The following is a 20,207-nucleotide window of genomic DNA, read 5'->3' as shown; positions in this document are numbered from 1 at the left end:
CATCATGGAACGCTACATCATGTCGTTGGACGAGGGAACGTCCAGTGCGCGCGCCATCCTTTTCGACAGAGCAGGTAATGTCGTTTCTCTGGCCCAGCGCGAATTCCGGCAGATCTATCCACGTGCGGGCTGGGTGGAACACGACGCCAATGAGATTTGGTCGACCCAGCTGTCGGTGGCCCGCGAGGTCATCCATAACGCCGGGATCGGTGCTGACCAGATCGCCGCTATCGGTATCACCAATCAGCGTGAGACCTGCCTTATCTGGGATCGCAAGACTGGGAACCCGCTGAGCAACGCCATCGTCTGGCAGGATCGCCGTACGGCCGGAGCCTGCGATCACTTGAAAGCGAAGGGGCTTGAGCGCTACGTCAAGGACGCGACCGGCCTGGTCATAGACGCTTACTTCTCCGGCACAAAATTAGCATGGATCCTCGACAATACGCCCGGCGCGCGCGAACGAGCAGCCCGCGGTGAACTGGCGGGGGGTACGATCGACAGCTGGCTGATCTGGAACTTGACCGGCGGAAAGGTTCACGTAACGGACGCATCGAACGCTTCCCGCACTCTCCTGTTCAATATCGGTACCGGCGATTGGGACGAGCGGCTCCTTGCCGAGTTGAATGTTCCACGCTCGATCCTGCCGGAAGTTCGCGACAGTTCCGAAATTTACGGTGTGACGCAGGCTGGCCTGTTCGGCAGGGAGGTTCCCGTTGCCTCGTCAATCGGTGATCAGCAGGGAGCCCTCTTTGGTCAGTCCTGTTTCAGCGAGGGGATGGTCAAGGCCACCTACGGTACAGGTGGCACCTTGCTGATGAACACCGGACCGCATATGCGCGCCTCAGAGAACGGCCTTTTGACGACCGTTGCTTGGAGACTGGGCGGTAAACTCGAATACGCGCTGGAAGGGACGCTGTTCTCTGTCGGCTCGGTCGTTCAATGGCTTCGAGACGAATTGAAGATCATCCACAGCGCTTCAGAAACAGAGGTGGCTGCGCTCGAGGTTCCCGACACCAACGGCGTCTACATCGTCCCGGCTTTCAACGGGCTGTCGGCCCCATTTTGGGACCAATACGCGCGTGGAACGATCGTCGGTATCACTCGCGGGGCAAACCGCAACCATCTGATCCGCGCCTCGCTTGAATCCATGGCCTATCAGATCCGCGATGTGATCGGCCGCATGGAGGCCGACTCCGGTCTTGCGCTTGCCGAACTCAAGGTCGACGGCGGCGCTGCGATGAACAATTTCGTGCTGCAATTCCAAGCGGACCAATTGGGTGTGCGCGTTCTGCGTCCAAAAGTCATCGATACGACGGCGCGCGGCGCCGCGTTTCTTGCCGGACTTGCAGTCGGCTACTGGGAAAACATGGCCGACCTACACACCGCTTTCGCGCTCGATCGGGAATTCAACCCGTCGAATGACCGCGCGACGGCCGACATGCTCTATCGAGGCTGGTGCCGCACCGTTGACCGGTCGCGGGACTGGGCCGAACACGAGTGAGGATACTCAATGTCATACATTTCCGCCGCCCGGCGCACCATGTACTTTATCGGCGTTACCACGGGCAAGTCATCTATCATGAAGGTCTTCCCGGCCTGGTCTCGCCATTTGGGTCTCGATGCCGAGATGAAGGGGATCGATTTCGCTCCGAACTCTGATCCTGCGGCCTACCGCGCTGCGGTGGAATTCATCAAAGCCGATCCCTTGTCACTTGGGGCGTTGGTGACCACTCACAAGGTCAATCTGCTGAAGGCGTCACGCGCGCTTTTTGACGAACTCGATCCTTACGCGATGACCTTGCACGAGATAAGTTCGATTTCCAAGCGCGGCGACAGGCTGGTCGGTCACGCCAAGGATCCGATCACGGCCGGTGCCAGCTTCGAGGCGATCGTACCGGATGGATACTGGGCAAGGACCGGAGCTTCCTTGTGCATTCTCGGCTCGGGCGGCTCCTCGCTGGCGCTGACGCTCTATCTTCACAACAAAGTCAAATCCGGTGGCGACGTGCCGAGCACGATCGTTGTCACCGCGCGCCGAGAAGCCTCGCTGGCCGAGATGCGTCATGTGCATGAGGAGATTGGTTTCGCGATACCGATCGAATATCGCCTGGCTCCCGGACCGGCCGAAGCCGACCGGATCGTTGGCGACCTTCCCGACGCCTCGATGGTGGTCAACGCGACCGGTCTCGGAAAGGACGGACCCGGTTCGCCTTTGAGTGACGCGGTGAGCTTCCCGAAGGACGGACTGGTTTGGGAGTTCAACTATCGCGGCGACCTCGTCTTCCTGGACCAGGCAAAGGCGGCCGCGGAAGCACGGGGCCTCACCGTCCATGACGGCTGGGTCTACTTCATACACGGTTGGACACGCGTCATCGCGGAAGTCTTTGACATCAATATCCCAATGTCCGGACCGGCATTCGACGATCTAAGCCGGATTGCCCGCGACGTCTCTCAATGAAAGGAAACCAGCATGGCTGACTTGCTCCCCACACTTCACGACTTCAATCTCAATAATGGCCTGAGTTCCACTCGCGAGCCAATCCGCCGCACGCTCTCCAAAATGAAGGGCATGTTCCACGATCAGGCAGCCTACGAGGCAGAGCTCGCCAAGGGCGACACACTCCTCTACGAATTCTACGACATGGGCGTCCCGGATAGCGAAAAGGACGTAGCCTACGGTACTTCCATCACGTATCCCGGCAAGGTCGGGGACGAGTATCACATGACCAAGGGTCATTTTCACACGGTTATCGACACCGCCGAAGTGTACTATTGCCTCCGCGGTCACGGTTACATGATGATGGAAACCCCCGAGGGCAAAACAGAATGGCTCGAGTTCCTTCCGGGCAAGGCGGTCTACGTGCCCGGTCGCTGGGCCCATCGCTCGATCAACGTTCATCCAACCGAGCCGCTGGTCACGTTCTTCGCCTTCCCCGGTAATGCCGGCCACGACTACGGCACCATCGAAAGCAAGGGCTTCCGCAAGCTGATGGTCGAGCGCGATGGCAAGCCCACGGTTATCGACAATCCGCGATGGAACGGCTGAGCGAGGAAAACGATGTCGGGTAGGATCGCCGTCACGCCTCGCTCCCTGTCAGGGTCCGGTCATCCGGTTCTGGCGAGGCTTATGGACCAGGGGTTCGAAATTGTCTTTCCGGCACCGGGTAAAACCCCGTCGGAAGACGACCTCTTGCGTGCCGTCCCCGGTTGCGTTGGCTGGCTCGCGGGCGTCGAACCGATCAGCACGCGCGTGCTCGACGCGGCAAAGGGTCTGCGCGTCATCAGTCGCAACGGTACCGGCGTCGACAATATAGACCTTCGGGAAGCGGAAGCTCGGGGCATCACTGTCGAACGGGCCATGGGCGCGAATGCGCGCGGGGTCGCCGAACTTGCTGTCGGGCTCCTGCTTTCGTCTTTCCGTCACATTCCATGGTCGCACCAGCATCTTTCTAAGGGAGAGTGGTGCAGGCGGATCGGCCAGGAGGTGAAGGGACGCAAGCTTGCGGTCATCGGTTGCGGTGCCATTGGCCGAGAGGTCGTGGAGATGGCGCTCGGACTCGGCATGGAGGTCGTCGGTTACGACCCCTATCCCGACAGCCGTTTTGCGCCCTCCGGTTTTCGCTTCGCCAACTTGGAAGAGGCTCTAGTCACCGCCGACGCAGTGTCATTCCATTGTCCACCGGCGCAGAATCCATTGCTTGGCGGCGCGATGCTTTCACGTATGAAAAAAGGCGTAATCGTGGTCAACACGGCGAGAGCCGAATTGATCGACGACGTCGCGATGCTCGCAGCACTCGAAAGCGGGCAGGTGATGACGTTGGCGACGGACGTTTTTCATCGGGAACCGCCGGAAAGCTCTGCACTGCTCAGCCACGAGCGGGTCATTCTCACGCCGCATGCAGGAGGGTTCACCGAGGAAAGCGTCGACCGCGCGACGAGTGTCGCCGTTGACAATTTGCTGAAGAACCTGGTGTGACGATGAGCGTTGTCGATGCCGTGCCTCTTGGAACACCGAAAAACCTCAAGTCGGGCGAGGGTGCAACGCTCGCCTGGCTTGGCCAGGCGGGCTTTCTCATCCGCCAAAACGGTCTGACGATCGTTATCGATGCCTATCTTTCCGACTCTCTTGCGGAAAAATATCGTGACACCAGGTTTCCGCACCGACGGATGATGCCCGCTCCGGTCGCGGCGAACGAACTGCGCGGCGTCGAATGGCTGCTTTGCACCCATGGCCACACCGACCACATGGATCCCGGTACCATCCCGGCGCTCCTTGCCGCCAACCCGCAAGCGCGAGTGCTGGCGCCGCGGGCTGAAAAAGCGCGAGCGATCGAGCGAGGCGTACCGGAAGACCGGCTGGTCCTTATCGACGCCGGTGAAAGCGTTGATCTAGGCGGAGTGACAGTTACTGCGACCCCCTCAGCTCACGAGGATTTGCGGCGCAACGAGGATGGTTACCTCTTTCTCGGATTTGTTCTGTCTGGCGGCGGTGTAACGATTTGGCATTCCGGAGACACAATCCCCTTCCCAGGTTTGGCCGAGTGGCTGATGCCCTTTCGGGTCGATCTGGCCCTTCTGCCCGTCAACGGTCGAGACGCCCTGCGTGCCGCAAACGGCGTCCCTGGGAACCTCACACTGGAGGAAGCTGTCGGTCTCGCCGACGAGATCGGTGCCAGGGCCATGATTGGCCACCACTTCGGGCTGTTCGATTTCAATACGATCGATCCCCAGGAAGGGGTGCAGCGGCTCGCGTCGCTTAACCCGGTTGCCGACATAAGGTTGGCGGAAGTTGCGACTGCGTATCGGATCAGTCCCGTCAAGCGGGAGCCGCTTTCGATCCTGATCGTTTGTCGCGGCAACATCTGCCGTTCTCCGACTGCCGACGGCATCTTGCGTGCCGCTCTTCCGGGCCATCGGATCGATAGCGCCGCGATAAGGGACTGGAACGTCGGGAAACCGCCTCACGCCGAAACCGTCGCCGTCGCTACCGGACGAGGTGTCGCGCTCGATAAGCTCATCGCCCGCCAAATTCAGAAGACAGACTTCGACCAATTCGACTTGATCCTCGGCATGGACGATCAGAACATGGAGGGCATTCGGACACTGCGTCCGGAAGGCAGTCACGCGCGCATCGGCCGACTCGGCGCCTATTCGTCACCGGGAGAGGAAGCGACGATCATCGATCCGTGGGGAGAACCGCGAGAGGCGTTCGAAGCAGTCTTCGATCAGATATCGACCGCTTGCGAGCGATTGGCGCAATTCGCGCGAACGACTTGATGGATCACGGAATAAGGGAGTGAGAACCATGGACTTCGGACTTAAAGAAAAAATCGTTATTGTGACGGGCGGAGCAACCGGAATCGGCCACGCGATTGCCCGAACCTTCCACGAAGAGGGTGCGATTGTTATCATCAATGGCCGCGACAGAGCTAAGCTCCACAAGGCGACCTCATCAATCGGACCACGCGCTTACGGCGTAGTTGCAGATCTGATGACGAAAGAGGGCGCACTGACCCTGGCGAATTATGCGGCCGGCTTCGGCCCGGTTTCGTTCCTCGTCAACAATATCGGCGTCTTCGACGTCAACGATTTCTTCGAGGTCAGCGACGAGCGCTGGATGGAGTATTTCCAACACAATCTGATGACAGCGATCCGCATCACGCGTCTTGTGATGAAGGACATGCTGTCGCGCAACGACGGCAGCATTGTCTTCATTTCTTCCGAAGCGGCAATCCGCTCGATTGGCAACATGACGCCATACTCCACCACGAAGACGGCGATGCTCGGACTGAGCCGCTCCTTGGCGGAGTTGACCCGTGGCACGAACGTGCGCGTCAACAGCTATATGCCAGGCTCGACCGCAACTGAGTCGGTCGAAACCTATTTCGCCGATCTTGCCGCAGAGCAGGGAAAAACGGTCGAACAAACGCTCGCCGACTTCTACCGCGACGTCCAACCCTCCAACCTCGTTCAAAAGCTTATCGATCCCGCATTGCACGGGCGCGGCGTGGTGCAACTGATGACCAACGCGGCGATGAACGGTGTCTGCCATAGGGCTGACGGTGGTACCATTCGCTCCATATTCGGTTGATAGGGAGGCAGAAATGGCGGGGAAGCTAGGCATTCACAGTCTCGTTTTCACTGACGATTGGTCGGGGGAAAAGGCAGCACATAGCTGCCGAGCCGCGGCCGAGATCGGCTTCGAATTGATCGAGGTGCTGATGTTCGACCCAGAGGCACTCGACGTCGCACTCACCCGAAAAGTCGTCAATGACGCCGGACTAGAATTGCGGCTCGGCATGGCGCTAGGTCCCGAGGCCGACATTTCGTCGGCCGACAGCTCGATCGCCGAGCGAGGCGAAAAGACTGTGAAGCGTGCTCTGGAAATTGCCTCGGAGCTCGGGGCGCCGGCGGTATCGGGCATAACCTACGCGGCATTTGCAAATTACGGAGCTCCTGCGACGGTGCAGGCGCGGCAGCGAGTTGCCGAACGGCTTTCTCGTCTCGACCGGCGAGCCGGGGAGTTGGGCGTTCGGCTCGGGCTGGAGCCGGTCAATCGATATGAAAGCTACCTCGTCAACACCTTGGACGAGGCGGCGTCTCTTATCCACGCGTCGGGTGGCGCTAATCTATTCATTCACATGGATACGTTTCATATGAACATCGAAGAGGGCGACATTGCCGCGGCCATCCAACGCAATGCACCTTTGCTCGGATACGCTCATGTTGCCGACAGCAATCGCGGAATCCTCGGCGGCGGGCACTTCGATCTCACGTCTTATTTTGGTGCCCTCGAAAGCGCCGGCTACAAGGGGGATTTCACCGTCGAAGCTTTTTCGTCCAAGGTACTGAGCGATGCGCTGGTCGCAGGTATTCGGTTATGGCGTGAAGCTTGGGATGATTCCCTCGTCGCGGCACGCCTTGCCTTCGACGTGATTCGAGTAGCGCAAGAAAAAGCGCGCGTTGGATGCAAAGTGTGGTAAGAAAAGAAATTTCATTCTTTGGAATTTGACGGTTATAGAATTGCGGCAAATGAGTCGGAGTCATAATCGATGGACAACGCTACAGACAACAGGCAATCCATACTAATGAGAATACGCTGGAAGGCCGGATATATGAATCCGGCCCTTCGGCGGATCGCTGACCGAGTGCTGAAGACACCCGAAGAAATAAAGTCAATTTCGATCAAAGATCTCGCAGTTCAATGCGAGGTATCGGAATCAACGGTCACGCGTTTCGTCCGAGAGATCGATGTCCAGAGCTTTCAGCAGTTCAAGATCTTGATCGCGGAAGAATTGTCGCAAGGTTCAACGACGAGCGAGCCAATCTCCGAGCGACACGTCTACGAAGATATCACCGACGAGGACGATACGTCCTCGGTGCTTTCAAAGGTCGCTGCTCGCTACGCGATGACGGTTTCGGATACCCGCGCCGGGCTCGCGGAAAAAGAACTCGAACGCGCCGTTGCGGCAATCGAGAATGCCGACGTGCTCGGGTTTTTCGCGATGGGTGCTTCGCTGATATGCGTTGAGAACGCGCTGCTGCGTTTCATGCGGGTCGGCAAGCGGTGCCTCTTTTTCCGAGATCTCGGCATACGGCAGATCTCGACCTCTACGCTGGGAGCCAATTCGCTCGCGATCGGCGTTTCGAATTCCGGACGCACGATCTCGACTGTCGACAGCTTGCAACATGCGAAACTCCAAGGTGCGACGACGCTGGCGATAACATCGTTTCCGGATTCGCCTATCGTTCGGCATGCTGATATCTGCCTCTTCACACCGACCATCACCGGCGTCGTCGGGCCGGGCGAATACCACGAATCCATGGTCTCGAAAATCGCACAGCTCCAGGTCATCGATGTGCTCTATTCGCTCTATGCCGTTCGCAATTTTGGCAGAGCAATGGAAGGGCTCGAACGAACCTCCGATGTGACCGCTCTGACGCGCTATTGAAGGAGCGACGAATGCCTGCGGAAGAGCCTCGCGTCGAGCGTCTCGGATCTCGTCTGGCCGCAGCGGAATACGCCGCCCGAGAGGCCGGCCGCACGTTGCTTACCCACTACGGCCGTCGCAGCCGGTTGGTAATCGAACAAAAGGGGCTGAATGATTTCGTCTCGGTTGCGGATCGCGAGGCCGAAGACGTGATCGCCGCGATTCTGCGGCCGGCCTTCCAGACGGATGGTTTCCTCGGTGAGGAGACGGGTCGCTCCGGATCGCTCGAAGCGGACTATGTCTGGTGTGTCGATCCACTCGACGGCACCACGAATTTCTTGAGGGGTGCGCATAACTGGTGCGTGTCGATCGGACTGTGGTCGAAAGGCGAGCCAGTTCTCGGTGTAATTTACGATCCGCTGCGCGATGAGCTTTTCGCCGGCGCAGACGGTATTGCCGCAACAATCGACGGCGCCGTGATTTCGACGAGCAGCACAGCCTCGGTCGACCGGACAAGCCTTGGCCTCGGCCATAATCACCGCGTGCCGCCAGAGACATTCGCTAAAGATGCGCAAAGGCTTTTCGCCGCGGGCGGAAGCTTCCGGCAGGTAGGCGCGGGGGCGTTGATGCTGGCCTATGTCTCGGCTGGCCGCGTAGATGGCTACTTCGAGCGCCATATGTGGGCCTGGGATGCCATTGCTGGCCTTGCCCTCATCAAGGCAGCAGGTGGGCGTGTTGTTCCATATCCGAACCTCGGGGCCCCACTAGAGCAGGGTGGTCTCGTCCTTGCGAGTGGTCCGGCACTTTACCGTGATCTTTCCGATCTTTTCGAGATCCCTTGAGCGAACGCGCCTGCTGCGTCGATCTTGAAGGCAATCTTCGGATAAAGCGAAGACTGGCCCACACCTCCCCATGCTATTGATACGGTTGGCTTTTCACGAAAGCCAAAGCGCCGTCAAGCGCTAGCAGCCAATGGGAGTTAAGCGAATGAAGGATGGAATTTTTGTCTTTGACGCAGCGGTGCATTGCCAAGACTTCAGTGACGGTCAGATCAAAGACGGCAGCGATGGCCGACGAGTTCGCATTCTGCGCGAACAGCTGACCGGATTCATCAACCTTACCGGCCGGCGCGGCCCGCCGCCCGAGCCAGAAACCTTTTCAAACCCGGATCTCGATTGGGCCATGGACATGTTGTTCGGGAAATCCGACACGGATATGGCGTGCGCCTGTTCTGTGCCGCTGTTTTCTCATTGGCGCGCTGGCCTCGGTCCTGTTGAACTTAGCCACGCACTCGCACAAAAGGATCCGAAACGGATAGTGCTGACCGGTGGCGTCGATCCTGCCTATCACGGGCTCGGGCCGGCATTGAAGGAAATGGAACGCCAGGTTCACGAGCTTGGTGCCGTTAGCTTCAAATTCTATCAATATCAGTCTCGGGGTTGCTCTTGGCGTGCGGACGATCGGGACATTGCCTATCCATTGTGGGAAAAGGCTCTCGAGCTTGGCGTCAAGATGGTCCAGTTCCACAAGGGCTTTCCCCTTGAACTAGGCCCGGTAGAAGCTTTCAAGCCAAACGACATTCAATATGCGGCAGCCGATTTTCCGGAACTCAACTTCGGAATTCATCATCTAGGCGACCCCTATGTCGATGAGACCATCTCCATCGCCAGCCGTTTCGAAAACATTTTCTTGATCCTGCCGCTTTGGTTCAACCAGTACTACCTCCAGCCGTGGAAGATGCTCGAACGACTCGGCGAGGCGCTCCTGTATGTCGGTTCCGAGCGAATTTGTTACGGCTCGGAGGCCTTCATCTGGCCGCATGTTCAGACCTACATCGACACGCTCGCAAATCTCAAAATGCCGGAGGAATTGCAGGATCGTTATGGGTATCCCGAGATAACCCGGGAAATGAAGGAAAACATTCTGGGCAAGGCTTTCGCTCGCGGCATGGGCATCGACCTGGATGCGAAGAAGCGCGAACTGGGATTGACGCCATGATCGACAGAGACATGCTGGCAGCCGCTCTTGGCCGGGCGCGCCCCCTCATTCTCGGTCACGGCGGCGACATAGCGATCACCGGCGTAACCGAGGACGGCACCGTAACTGTTGCGCTAACGGGCGCTTGTCGTGCTTGCCCGAACCTCGCGATGACTTTCGTCGGATCCGTCCGGAGTTATCTGATGGAAGTACCTGGCGTACAGGAGGTCGAATGCGAGCAGGTGAAGGCAGCTCCGAGGGCACTATCGCGTCTTGCCAACCTCTTGAACGCCCATCCCTATCCCGCAGCGTAGTCGTCGGCGCTTAGAACGCGAGGAAGCGCATCGGGCGACCGATGCGCTTCCGGGCGTCGAGAGTCTTTGGGTTTACGGAATGAGCCGTTCCGCGCGCAGCCTGTCGAAGACGTCGATAAACGACCGCTCTGTGTCCTGGAATTCCTTGAAGCCCAGAGCTCTGCTCTTGGCCATGGAATGCAGGCATTCCATGGGGCGACCGAGGTCGAGGTCCGTATGCCAAGGCGAGGCGAGGCGCTCCAGCTTGTGAGGCTGAAGACCGTGCTGTGTCACTAGGGTCTGCCACTCTGGGTCAAGGCCCTGCATGCGGTCTGTTAGCGAATTGTATTGACCTGGATAAGCGCCCACCTCGACGTCGAAATAGTCGGCGATTCTCTTCCACAATTGTTCCCAGCGAAAAACGTCGCCGTTCGTGGCGTTAAAGGCTTCATTACGCGCATTCGGTTCCGTCGATGCCCATACGATGTGCTTTGCCAGCAGACGCGCATCGGTGATGTCGTTGATCCCGTAATATGCGGTCGGGGTACCCGGAAACGTGAAAGGACGCCCCGTCGCCTTGCAGATCGACGCGAAAGTCGCAAGAGTTGCGCCGATGTTCATCAGGTTACCGACCGCATAGCCGATGATTGTGTGCGACCGATGCACCGACCAGCTAAAGCCGTGCCGCGACGCATAGTCCAACGCGACGTCTTCCAGTTCATAGTAGAAGTTCTTTTTTTCCAGCCGTGGTGCGTCCTCGCGAAATGGCGTGACCGGGGTCACTTTTCCGTAGTCCTCGAACGGGCCGAGATAGTGCTTGGTGCCCGTGACGACAGCGACGTGCTCGACCGTCCCGGCAGCGACAACCCCGTCGAGTAGGGTGCGAAGCATTCCGCCGTTAAGGCGGATATTTTCGTCTTCGTTTCGCCCTAAAGTCCATGTGCAGAAATAAACATGTGTCGGCCTGAGCGTCGCGAGTGTCCTCAGCGCGGCCTCGCGATCGAGAAGATTGACCGCTAGGGGCCGCATGTAGGACGCGCCGATCGACGGCTTGCGCGCCAGCCCCGTGATTTCAAAACCGCCACGGTCGCGCAGATGCTCGGCAACGTTTAGTCCGACGATTCCCGTCGCGCCTGCGACAAGTGCCCGTTTCTGATACATGACTTCAGTCTCCTCATGTGAGTTGGAGGATTAGAAGTGCCATTTACGTCTTGCCCGAGTAAGCTGCCCATTGTCATAAGTGAAGTGAACTGTTGTCACTAATGAGGAGCCGACATGTCCGGACGCATTTCTGAGATCGAGGTCTTCATAAAAGTCGTCGAGACAGGGAGCTTTACAGCCGCAGCAGATGCTTTGCGGCTTTCGCCATCGGCAATCAGCAAGATCATCGCCCGCATTGAGGCTCGCCTCGGCTTGCCGCTGGCGATCCGTTCGACACGGAAGTTACGCTTGACGGTTGAAGGCGAAGACTATTTCGCCCGTGGCAAGCAGATTCTGCAGGATATTTCGAGCCTTGAGCGCGGCGTGCGGGAAAGCGCGGGGCAAATCGGCGGCACGCTCCGCGTCAGCTGCAACGTACCCTTTGGGATTCACAGGATCATGCCGATCGTTTCGGGCTTTCTCGCCGCTTATCCCGACATAGCGCTCGAGTTTTCGCTTTCCGATACGACAGCGGACCTCATTCGCGAGGGCGTCGACGTCGCGATCCGGACGGGTGTTTTGACGGACTCTACGATTCGCGTTCGACGGCTCGCTGCGTCGTTGCGCCATGTCGTTGCTTCGCCCGACTACCTAGCGCGGCACGGCGTGCCAGTGGAACCCCGCGATTTGCTGGAACATAACTGCCTGACGCTCGGGTTCAGTCGCAGCTATGGCAAATGGCCATTCCGAGTCGACCAGGACGGCGTTGTCACGCAACTCGATTTGGCGGTCAAAGGCAATCTCAGTCTCGACAATGGCGAAAGCTTGAGGCGCTTTGCCCTTGATGGCATCGGCGTCGCGCGCCTCTCCGAGTTTCACATCGGCTCTGACCTTCGCACCGGACGACTTGTTTCGGTGCTCGACACCTTCAATCCGGGTGACCGCGAGCCGGTTTCGATCATTTATGCTGACCGAACGCCTCTCGCGCCACGTATTCGGGTCTTCGTGGATTACCTCGTGCAGAATGTCGCACCTTAATCGCACGATTTGTGAAGTTTCGTACAGAATGAAGTGATCATTTTTCGCCGGCGGAATCCTGCCGGCAATGTTACTCGTTGGGTGCATTTCGTGTTTCCAGAGGAGGGCGTCCGTTGAACGGCGCCTGGGAACCGGTGGCCGCAGGATGCTGGCCTGCAAGGAGGAACTCAATGAATTGTTTGGCCGATCTCAGGATGTTTTCCGAAATCGCTCGGTCGCAAAGTATGGCGAGTGCCGCTAGCCGCCTTGGCATGGCCCCGGCGACGATCAGCGGACGTTTAAAGGCGCTTGAAGACCACTACGGCGTGGCGCTCGTTCGACGCACGACGCGCTCGTTCCTTCTAACGGAGGAGGGTAAGTTGCTCTTGGAGCGCGCTCAGCCGGTACTATCGGGATTCGCAGAATTGGAGCGTGATATGGGCGGGCGGCGTAACGCTATTGCGGGCGGCTTAATTCTGTCTTGCGCAACCGACATTGGTCGAAGTCACGTGCTTTCGCTTGTGCAAGCATTCGCTCGGGCGCATCCCAACGTGGATTTCTCTGTTCGGTTCGACCCGCCCGCCGCCCTGCATGAAAACCATTTCGACGTGGCGTTGCGGGCCGGGTCCCTGAAAGATTCCGGCCTTACGGTCCGCAAGCTTTTCGATATGGCAACGGTCAGCGCCGCGGCCCCGTCCTATCTTGCGGAGCGCGGATGCCCGGGCACCCCCGAGGCCCTATCGGTCCACGAGTGTCTTCGCCTGGAGGGTTCGTCGATATTTGGCGACGTCTGGACGTTTGACGGTGGGGGTGTTGGGCATTTGCCGGTCGACGGCCGATTTCGCGCAAGCGACCCGGAAACACTAAAAACCTTCGCGTTGCAAGGTCTCGGTATCTTCCGCCTGGCGCGGGCGGACATTGACCCGGAACTTCGTTCCGGTCAGCTGCACGCTGTTTTGGAGGCATTCGAGCCCGCCCCCATGCCAGTCTCTTTGATCAGCGACCCGCGTCGGCGGCTTCCGGCGCGCACGGCGGCATTTATCGATTTCGCACTGCGTCATTTTGCAAAGGGTCAGGGATCGCAATCTCTGGGCTGGCGACAGAACGCTGCATGATCGTGTAAAATTTTTTTTCTTGCAAAACATACGAAAAAAAATTAGTTCTATCGGCCAGGACATGTTCCATGGCCGGGAGGGCGACGACGGCCATCCGGCCAACGGGAAACGTGTGTAGCGCCTGGAGGGGCGGCACACGGGAGCTAACACGCTACGCATGTCACGGGAGGTATTGACGATGGATTACGGTCTGGCAGGCAAGCACGTATTGGTGACGGGCGGTGCTACGGGCATCGGTCTCGCAGTTGCCGCGGCTTTCATTGCCGAGGGTGCGAAGGCGACAATCACCGGTCTCTCGCAGGCAGATGTGAGCGCAGCTGTCGCGCAGCTTGGGCCGGGCACTCGCGGTATCGCTTGCGACCTCACCGCAGCTGGCGAAGACAAGCGCCTTGCCGAGTTCGCCCGGGCGGAGGCGCCTATCGATTTCCTTATCAATTCGGTGGGCATATTCGAAGTACGTCCGTTCTTCGAAACGCGTGATGAGGATTGGTTTCGCTTTTTCGACGTCAATGTCATGACCGGCGTACGCATGTCGCGCCTCGTTCTCAAGGATATGCTGGAGCGTGGCGAAGGGTCGATTGTTTTCATTAGCAGCGAGAGCGCGGTGAAGCCACAGGCGTGGATGCCACACTATGGAGCGATGAAGGCCTGTCTGCTCGGTGTTTCACGCGCGCTCTCGGAGTTGACACGCGGCACCAGGGTGCGGGTGAACACCATCCTCCCAGGGCCGACCGACACGACCGCCGTGCGCCGCTATCACGAGGAAATCGCCCGCGATGAGGGTATTACTCGTGCAGAGGTCGTCGCCGCCTATTTCGACAAAACGGAGCCCACATCGCTCATCCGTCGAATGATTGCACCTGAAGAGGTTGCGGCAAGCGTCGTTCATCTCGCCGCATCTCCCGCTCTCAACGGCATGGCGATGCGGGCCGAGGGCGGGACGATCCGCGCAATTCTCTGATTTCGAACCGGAAACGACTATGGCTGACCTTCAAATCGAAAACCTCGCGAAAACCTTCAAAGGCGGCTTCACCGCGCTAAACGGGATCACGCTGGACGTCGCGGACCGTGAAGCGGTTTTTCTGCTCGGGCCCTCAGGCGCGGGGAAGACCACGACCCTGCGGCTCGTCGCGGGTCTCGAGGAAGCGACCGCCGGCCGCATTATGATCGGCGGCCGTGATGTGACCCGCTGGACACCGCGTGAGCGCAACCTAGCGATGGTCTACGACAAGCACTCGCTCTTTCCGCATCTGACAGTTTTCGAGAACCTTGCCTATCCCTTGCGAATTCGCAAAATGGCCGAGTCCGCGATCGTCCGCCACATTTCCGGCGTCGCCGAGACGCTGCAGATCGAAAAATTGCTGGAACGCCGCCCCAACGAATTGTCGGGCGGCCAGCAGCAGCGTGTGGCAATTGGCCGGGCGCTGGTGCGCGATGCCGACGTTTTTCTTTTGGACGAGCCCATATCTCATCTCGACGCGCAGCTGCGGGCTCGCATGCGGGTCGAATTCAAGCGATTGCAGCGCGATTTCCGCGCGACAATGCTTTATGTCTCGCATGACCAGCTCGAGGCCATGACCATGGCGGATCGCATCGTGCTGATCAACAAGGGCCGGATCGAGCAGATCGCAGCGCCGCAAACGCTCTTCGATCTGCCCGATACACTCTTTGCGGCAACCTTCATCGGCGAGCCGCCAATGAACGTCATTCCTGCAACGATCTCGGATGATTCAGGGTACTATCGTCTGCGGGTTGGAGACGCTTGGATCGAGGTCGACCGCAACTGGATGGCCGAAGGCGATCCCCTACGCGCGGGCAGTGAATACCTTATCGGTTTCCGGCCCCAGCATCTCTCTCTATGTGAGCCAGAGACAGACCATCACTGCAAAGTCAACGGCAAACTCTTCGCTGTTGAGACCCTCGGATCACGTGTTGTTTTCGACATCGATACGGCTGGCCACGTCATCAGGGCCATGACTTCCGTCGACGCCGCCCAGGGCCATCCAAGCACGATCGGCGCCCCCGTGTCGTTCAAGATCGATCCGAACTTCATCTACCTTTTCGATAAGACGACCGGGCGCACAGTGCGCCAGGCGCGCTTCACGCAGAGGCAGAAAGCGCCGGCACATGCCTGAGGCGGCGTGACGGCGAAGCGCATGCAACATCAAAATCAGGAGGAGAGAATGAGAGTGATGAAATTGACCGTCGCTATGGCGGCGGGTCTTGCCCTCTGGCTGCAGACCCTGCCGGCCGAAGCGCAAACCGAAGCGCAGAAAGCCCTCGCGGGCAAGACTGTGCATTTCCTTGCCCCGTCGATGCCGCAATTTGCGGCATTGGAAAAATTCATTCCCGAGTTCGAGCAGAAATACGGGATCAAAGTGGTGATCGACGAAATTCCGTTCGAGAACTATCGTCAGAAGTCCCTCGTCGAGATGCAGCAAGGGACAGGAACTTACGATATTTTTGCAGTTGACGTCATGTGGTTGGCTGAATACGCGGCCGCCGGCTTCCTTGAGCCGTTGATGTCTTATGTCAAGAACCCGGACCTGACAGACGCCGATTACGACATCGACGACTTCTTGCCGCGTGTAATAAGCGGTACCGGAGTCTTTAACGACACGCTCTACACGATACCGATTGGCGCCGGCCCGGTTGGCACGACTTTCCGTGCGGATGTCGCCGAGAAGGCTGGCTTCAAACTTCCGGAGCGTTTCTCGCCGGAATTCAACACGCAGTACATGTTCGACGCAGCCAAAAAGGTTCACAAGCCCGAAAGTAACATGATCGGCTTCGCAAACATCCCCGGCCGCTGGTTCTGGGGGGTGACTTATCTTCCTTACCTTTACGCTTTCCAGACGCCGCAGACCAAGGGCGACGAATATGTCGATAAGGACTGGAAGGTTACGATCAACAACGAGCGAACCGTCGCATCGATCGACTACTTCGTCAGTCTGAAGCAGTTCATGCCGGCGGATAGTGCGAACTGGGGCATCGGCGAAGCGACGGCGGTTTACCAGGGGGGTAACGCCTTTGGCACCTGGAACTACCAAGACTTCATCAAGGGGTTCTTCGAGGACTCTCAGACCCAAGCGAAAGTCGCTGGAAAGAACGTGCATTTGCATACGCCAGCGGGTCCGAACGGTGTAATCGATCCTTGGTTCGGCGCATGGTCACTGGGTCTTTCCAAAGATTCCCAGAACAAGGAAGCAACTTGGACCTTCATCCAGTGGCTGACCTCCAAAGACGTGCAGGAGCGAGCTACCCAGTACGGTGCAGGTCCATCGCGCCACTCGACTTACAAGAGCGAGACGCTCGCCAAGTATCAGCCGTGGTGGCCGGGCGTATACGACTTCATGCTGAAGGAAACCAATCCAGACGAACGCATTCGCGTGCCGGAATGGGCGGAAATGTCCGACGTCATGGGCGAAGAAGGCAACCGCGTCTGGATCGGCGAGATCGACAGCAAGACCGCAGCCGCCAATATGGAAAAGCGGATGACAGAAGCGATGCGCAAGGGTGGCTACTACATCCCCGGTCGCTCCGACCTGCCGAAACAACTGTGGCGTGATCTCAGCTACTACGACCGCATGCCGTCAAAGTGGAATTAACGAACTGACGCGTAGTCCGGCCGAGTGTCGGACACGCACGCCGACACGTCCTCCTTCCTGGGACGTGTCGGTTCCCTCAATCGCAACTCAAAGGGACTGAGACAATGTCGATCTCGGAAAACACCACAACAGCTGCGCCCATCACCTTCGGGGAGCGGAGTTTCCTTTCCGGTTTCGGCCCTTCGAACCGGAAGGTCTTTCCATGGGTGCTCATGGCACCGACGCTGATCATACTGTTCGCCATCGGCATTTTCCCATTCCTCTATTCACTTTACATCGCCGGGCACAACTTCATCCTGTCGAAACCGTATATTCCGCGTTTCTTCGTTGGCCTTTATCAATACCAGGCAGTCGTACAGGATCCGGAATTCTGGCATGCGCTGCGAAAGACGTTGATCTTTACAGTCGAGGCGGTCTTCATCCAATTCTGGCTCGGGCTAGGCCTTGCGCTCCTGTTCCAGCGTCAGTTGCGCGGGATCGCACTGATGCGTGTCTTCATCCTAATTCCGATGATCCTGCCACCCCTCGTCGCGGCTTTGATCTGGCGGTACATGTTTTATCCGGGCGCTGGCTTGGTCACCTACTACGTTGGGGGCATCACACGAGCGCTCGGCCTGGGCGAAATTCCCTTTCTCTCAAATCCAACAATCGCTTTTCAGACGCTGGTCTTCGTCGACGTCTGGGAATGGACGCCCTTCATGTTTCTAATGCTGTCGGCGGGCCTCGCGTCTATTCCGCGTCAGCCCTACGAAGCTGCCGAAATCGACGGCGCCGGCTCGTGGCGCGTCTTTTGGACGATCACGATGCCCTTGTTGCGACCAGCGATATTGATCGCGGTGATTATTCGCACCATGGACGCCTTCCGAACTTACGAGTTGATCGTGATCATGACGCGAGGCGGTCCAGGCAACGCGACCACCACGCTCAACGTCTTTCTTACCAAAACGGGGTTGGAATTCTTCGATGCCTCCAAGGCAGCCGCTCTCTCGCTGATCATGATGATGATCATCGTCGTCATGAGCTTCGTGTTCATCCGCGTCTTCCGCTCGAAGACCGAAGTGGCCGAATAAGGAGGGCCAGATGAGAAAATTGTCTTATTCTATTGAGTCTCCGGCGGTGCCACCTCGCCAGCGGAACTGGTGGGTCTACCTGCTTCTAGCGGTCGTCTGTGCTCTCAACGTCCTTCCCTACCTTTGGGTCGTGCTCACAGGATTCATGGATGGGGCCAGCGCCTCAGCCCCAACGCCGCAATGGCTGTTTACACCGTCGCTGGAAGCTTTCCAGTTTCTGATAGTCGACAAGGGAATCCTGAAGAACTTCTTCAACAGCGTCATCGTTTCGTTCTCGTCTACCTTCTTGTCAGTCACGATCGGAATGTTCTGCGCATATGCGCTGGCGCGTTACGAGTTCGTAGGTCGTGACGACGTATCCTTCTGGGTTCTGACCAACCGCATGATGCCGCCCGTCGCCGTCCTGATACCGATCTTCGTGATCTTTCAGACAGTCGGGCTGCTCGACAGTTTGATCGGCCTCATCATCCTCTATACCGCGATGCAGTTGCCATTCGTGGTTTGGATGCTCACCGGCTATTTCCGAGACATCCCGCGCAGGTACGAAGAATCGGCGATGGTCGACGGCGACACGTGGTTTGCCGCCTTCCGCAAGGTGACACTGCCGGTGATGATGCCTTCAATCACAGCGACGGCGATCTTCGTCATGATCCTCTCCTGGAACGAATTCGCCTTCGCCACCTTCCTGACGAGCAACAATGCCAAGACCATGCCTCCTGCGGTAATGGCATACTCCATTGGAGCAGATATCCGCTGGAACGTACTCGGCGCCGCCGTGGTGCTGATTACCGCGCCTATCATCCTTTTCGTGCTGCTTTTGCAACGCCAATTCATCAGTGGCCTGTCACAAGGGGTGATACGCAAATGATTTTCTCCAACAACTGCACGAACCAGGAAATGGAAAATCGCCATGGCTGAAATTCAGATCGACAGCCTGATAAAGCAATTCGGCGCGTTTCGCGCAGTGACGGACGTCAACATCAAGGTCAAGGACGGTGAATTCGTCTTCCTTCTTGGTCCGTCCGGGTGTGGAAAGACGACGACGCTGCGGATGATCGCGGGTTTGGAAATGCCGAGCAGCGGCCGAATCGCGATCGGCGAGCGCAACGTCACTTTTCTCCGACCCAGACATCGCAATGTCGGCATGGTGTTCCAGGACTACGGTCTTTACCGGCACCTGACCGTTTTCGGAAACATCGCCTATCCCCTGGAAGTCAGGCGGTTCGGGCGTAAAGAAATTGATGCCAAGGTCAAAGCCGTGGCGCACACGATGCAAATTACCGATGTTCTCCAACGGAAGCCGGATCAGCTCTCGGCAGGTCAATTGCAACGTGTCGCGATCGCCCGCATGCTGGTGCGCGACGCCGACGTCTTTTTGATGGACGAGCCGATGTCACATCTTGATGCACAATTACGCGGGCAGATGCGCGCCGAGTTGCGTCACATTCAAAAGAGCGTCGGGGTAACGACGATTTTCGTCACTCATGACCAACTCGAGGCCATGACCATGGCGGATCGTATCATCGTCATGAAGAATGGCGAGATGCTGCAGTTCGCTACGCCGCGCGAAATTTTCGAGCGGCCGGCGACCGAGTTCGTCGCAACTTTTGTCGGCGAGCCGCAAATGAATGTTTTCGATGTGACTTTGGTCAACGAGAACGGTTCGATCATCGCCAAAACGCGTGATTTCAATATTCCGCTCCAGCAGGATTGGGTGCGGCGCTGGGGATTGGAAAAAAGGCTCGACTCGCCCTTGCGGCTGGGCGTCCGCCCGGAAAACATCAGCGTCAGTGAAAAGGCCGACGCGGCTTGCGCCATCCCGGCCGAACTCTTCTCATTCGAGCCGACGGGGGCGGAAAACCTATACGTGCTCCAATGTGGTGACGTTACGATTACCACTCGCTCGTCCACTACCGAGACTGCCGGGCTCTCCAAGCAAGACGGCAGTCGCCTCTACGCGGGGTTCGACCCGAATTGGATCTATCTTTTCGAACCCGGCTCGGGGCGGACGATTGCTCAGGCGCTGGCGAGCCGGCCCGATACGACGGAGAACTGA

General features: G+C 58.2%; 20 protein-coding genes. 19 read left to right on the top strand and 1 reads right to left on the bottom strand.

From position 1 onward, the window contains the following. The first annotated feature begins 4 nt into the window (after positions 1 to 4). The 11 genes from glpK to IB244_RS26195 all read left to right on the top strand — a co-directional run bounded on the left by glpK (position 5) and on the right by IB244_RS26195 (position 10,222). On the top strand, positions 5 to 1,501 hold the full coding sequence (gene glpK / locus IB244_RS26245) for a glycerol kinase GlpK (protein WP_169682183.1): 1,497 nt from the start codon (positions 5 to 7) through the stop codon (positions 1,499 to 1,501). 9 nt (positions 1,502 to 1,510) lie between these two features. Further along, on the top strand, positions 1,511 to 2,458 hold the full coding sequence (locus IB244_RS26240) for a shikimate dehydrogenase family protein (protein WP_169682184.1): 948 nt from the start codon (positions 1,511 to 1,513) through the stop codon (positions 2,456 to 2,458). Positions 2,459 to 2,470: 12 nt separating this feature from the next. Further along, positions 2,471 to 3,046 (top strand): glucose-6-phosphate isomerase, encoded by a 576-nt coding sequence (locus tag IB244_RS26235; RefSeq protein ID WP_169682185.1) that lies wholly within the window; start codon positions 2,471 to 2,473, stop codon positions 3,044 to 3,046. Positions 3,047 to 3,058: 12 nt separating this feature from the next. Beyond that, on the top strand, positions 3,059 to 3,976 hold the full coding sequence (locus IB244_RS26230) for a phosphoglycerate dehydrogenase (RefSeq protein WP_192306187.1): 918 nt from the start codon (positions 3,059 to 3,061) through the stop codon (positions 3,974 to 3,976). 2 nt (positions 3,977 to 3,978) lie between these two features. Continuing rightward, a complete protein-coding gene (locus tag IB244_RS26225) occupies positions 3,979 to 5,277 on the top strand; it encodes an MBL fold metallo-hydrolase (protein WP_192306185.1) in 1,299 nt (432 codons plus the stop codon). A gap of 28 nt (positions 5,278 to 5,305) precedes the next feature. After that, positions 5,306 to 6,091, top strand: a complete 786-nt coding sequence (locus IB244_RS26220) for an SDR family NAD(P)-dependent oxidoreductase (protein WP_169682188.1) — start codon at positions 5,306 to 5,308, stop codon at positions 6,089 to 6,091. Between the two features lie 13 nt (positions 6,092 to 6,104). Beyond that, positions 6,105 to 6,983, top strand: a complete 879-nt coding sequence (locus IB244_RS26215; protein WP_192306183.1) for a sugar phosphate isomerase/epimerase family protein — start codon at positions 6,105 to 6,107, stop codon at positions 6,981 to 6,983. Positions 6,984 to 7,052: 69 nt separating this feature from the next. Then, a complete protein-coding gene (locus IB244_RS26210) occupies positions 7,053 to 7,952 on the top strand; it encodes a MurR/RpiR family transcriptional regulator (protein WP_025661350.1) in 900 nt (299 codons plus the stop codon). 11 nt (positions 7,953 to 7,963) lie between these two features. After that, on the top strand, positions 7,964 to 8,773 hold the full coding sequence (locus tag IB244_RS26205) for an inositol monophosphatase family protein (RefSeq protein WP_169682190.1): 810 nt from the start codon (positions 7,964 to 7,966) through the stop codon (positions 8,771 to 8,773). 145 nt (positions 8,774 to 8,918) lie between these two features. Next, entirely contained in the window at positions 8,919 to 9,929 is a 1,011-nt protein-coding gene (locus tag IB244_RS26200; protein WP_169682191.1) for an amidohydrolase family protein, read from the top strand. Further along, positions 9,926 to 10,222 (top strand): NifU family protein, encoded by a 297-nt coding sequence (locus tag IB244_RS26195; RefSeq protein ID WP_192306181.1) that lies wholly within the window; start codon positions 9,926 to 9,928, stop codon positions 10,220 to 10,222. Before IB244_RS26200 ends, IB244_RS26195 begins: the two co-directional genes overlap by 4 nt. Before the next feature lie 72 nt (positions 10,223 to 10,294). Here IB244_RS26195 and IB244_RS26190 read toward each other — a convergent pair whose 3' ends face one another. After that, on the bottom strand, positions 10,295 to 11,362 hold the full coding sequence (locus tag IB244_RS26190) for an SDR family oxidoreductase (RefSeq protein WP_192306179.1): 1,068 nt from the start codon (positions 11,360 to 11,362) through the stop codon (positions 10,295 to 10,297). A gap of 114 nt (positions 11,363 to 11,476) precedes the next feature. On the opposite strand from IB244_RS26190, the gene IB244_RS26185 reads away from it, so the two are divergent. The 8 genes from IB244_RS26185 (at position 11,477) to IB244_RS26150 (ending at position 20,207) form a co-directional block, all read left to right on the top strand. Then, positions 11,477 to 12,379 carry a LysR family transcriptional regulator gene (locus tag IB244_RS26185; protein WP_169682194.1) on the top strand — a complete coding sequence of 301 codons (903 nt, stop codon included), beginning with the start codon at positions 11,477 to 11,479 and terminating at the stop codon, positions 12,377 to 12,379. Between the two features lie 170 nt (positions 12,380 to 12,549). Continuing rightward, positions 12,550 to 13,473 (top strand): substrate binding domain-containing protein, encoded by a 924-nt coding sequence (locus IB244_RS26180; RefSeq protein ID WP_192306219.1) that lies wholly within the window; start codon positions 12,550 to 12,552, stop codon positions 13,471 to 13,473. Between the two features lie 178 nt (positions 13,474 to 13,651). Further along, a complete protein-coding gene (locus IB244_RS26175; RefSeq protein ID WP_029792456.1) occupies positions 13,652 to 14,434 on the top strand; it encodes an SDR family NAD(P)-dependent oxidoreductase in 783 nt (260 codons plus the stop codon). Positions 14,435 to 14,453: 19 nt separating this feature from the next. Then, positions 14,454 to 15,608 (top strand): ABC transporter ATP-binding protein, encoded by a 1,155-nt coding sequence (locus IB244_RS26170; protein ID WP_029792455.1) that lies wholly within the window; start codon positions 14,454 to 14,456, stop codon positions 15,606 to 15,608. 48 nt (positions 15,609 to 15,656) lie between these two features. After that, positions 15,657 to 17,081, top strand: coding sequence for an ABC transporter substrate-binding protein (locus IB244_RS26165; RefSeq protein ID WP_025661359.1), 1,425 nt, complete (start codon positions 15,657 to 15,659; stop codon positions 17,079 to 17,081). Positions 17,082 to 17,185: 104 nt separating this feature from the next. Then, complete coding sequence (locus IB244_RS26160) at positions 17,186 to 18,151, top strand: carbohydrate ABC transporter permease (protein ID WP_029792453.1); 966 nt, start codon at positions 17,186 to 17,188, stop codon at positions 18,149 to 18,151. A 10-nt stretch (positions 18,152 to 18,161) separates the two neighbouring features. After that, a complete protein-coding gene (locus tag IB244_RS26155) occupies positions 18,162 to 19,019 on the top strand; it encodes a carbohydrate ABC transporter permease (protein ID WP_192306177.1) in 858 nt (285 codons plus the stop codon). Between the two features lie 42 nt (positions 19,020 to 19,061). Further along, positions 19,062 to 20,207: an ABC transporter ATP-binding protein gene (locus IB244_RS26150; protein WP_025661362.1), complete on the top strand. Its 1,146-nt coding sequence runs from the start codon at positions 19,062 to 19,064 to the stop codon at positions 20,205 to 20,207.

It is taken from the genome of Rhizobium sp. RHZ02 (assembly GCF_014851575.1).
In the GTDB taxonomy this organism is placed as follows: Bacteria; Pseudomonadota; Alphaproteobacteria; order Rhizobiales; family Rhizobiaceae; genus Rhizobium; species Rhizobium altiplani.
The sequence above is the reverse complement of the archived record's forward strand: the minus strand, read 5'-3'. Positions and strand labels throughout refer to the sequence as shown.

Bases quoted from the DNA above. Each gene is read 5' to 3' on its own strand.
- IB244_RS26215 (WP_192306183.1), top strand. From the start codon at position 6,105: ATGGCGGGGAAGCTAGGCATTCACAGTCTCGTTTTCACTGACGATTGG.
- IB244_RS26195 (WP_192306181.1), top strand. From the start codon at position 9,926: ATGATCGACAGAGACATGCTGGCAGCCGCTCTTGGCCGGGCGCGCCCC.
- IB244_RS26160 (WP_029792453.1), top strand. From the start codon at position 17,186: ATGTCGATCTCGGAAAACACCACAACAGCTGCGCCCATCACCTTCGGG.
- IB244_RS26200 (WP_169682191.1), top strand. From the start codon at position 8,919: ATGAAGGATGGAATTTTTGTCTTTGACGCAGCGGTGCATTGCCAAGAC.
- IB244_RS26155 (WP_192306177.1), top strand. From the start codon at position 18,162: ATGAGAAAATTGTCTTATTCTATTGAGTCTCCGGCGGTGCCACCTCGC.
- glpK (WP_169682183.1), top strand. From the start codon at position 5: ATGGAACGCTACATCATGTCGTTGGACGAGGGAACGTCCAGTGCGCGC.
- IB244_RS26150 (WP_025661362.1), top strand. From the start codon at position 19,062: ATGGCTGAAATTCAGATCGACAGCCTGATAAAGCAATTCGGCGCGTTT.
- IB244_RS26165 (WP_025661359.1), top strand. From the start codon at position 15,657: ATGAGAGTGATGAAATTGACCGTCGCTATGGCGGCGGGTCTTGCCCTC.
- IB244_RS26240 (WP_169682184.1), top strand. From the start codon at position 1,511: ATGTCATACATTTCCGCCGCCCGGCGCACCATGTACTTTATCGGCGTT.
- IB244_RS26220 (WP_169682188.1), top strand. From the start codon at position 5,306: ATGGACTTCGGACTTAAAGAAAAAATCGTTATTGTGACGGGCGGAGCA.
- IB244_RS26170 (WP_029792455.1), top strand. From the start codon at position 14,454: ATGGCTGACCTTCAAATCGAAAACCTCGCGAAAACCTTCAAAGGCGGC.
- IB244_RS26175 (WP_029792456.1), top strand. From the start codon at position 13,652: ATGGATTACGGTCTGGCAGGCAAGCACGTATTGGTGACGGGCGGTGCT.
- IB244_RS26190 (WP_192306179.1), bottom strand. From the start codon at position 11,362: ATGTATCAGAAACGGGCACTTGTCGCAGGCGCGACGGGAATCGTCGGA.
- IB244_RS26230 (WP_192306187.1), top strand. From the start codon at position 3,059: ATGTCGGGTAGGATCGCCGTCACGCCTCGCTCCCTGTCAGGGTCCGGT.
- IB244_RS26225 (WP_192306185.1), top strand. From the start codon at position 3,979: ATGAGCGTTGTCGATGCCGTGCCTCTTGGAACACCGAAAAACCTCAAG.
- IB244_RS26180 (WP_192306219.1), top strand. From the start codon at position 12,550: ATGAATTGTTTGGCCGATCTCAGGATGTTTTCCGAAATCGCTCGGTCG.
- IB244_RS26210 (WP_025661350.1), top strand. From the start codon at position 7,053: ATGGACAACGCTACAGACAACAGGCAATCCATACTAATGAGAATACGC.
- IB244_RS26235 (WP_169682185.1), top strand. From the start codon at position 2,471: ATGGCTGACTTGCTCCCCACACTTCACGACTTCAATCTCAATAATGGC.
- IB244_RS26205 (WP_169682190.1), top strand. From the start codon at position 7,964: ATGCCTGCGGAAGAGCCTCGCGTCGAGCGTCTCGGATCTCGTCTGGCC.
- IB244_RS26185 (WP_169682194.1), top strand. From the start codon at position 11,477: ATGTCCGGACGCATTTCTGAGATCGAGGTCTTCATAAAAGTCGTCGAG.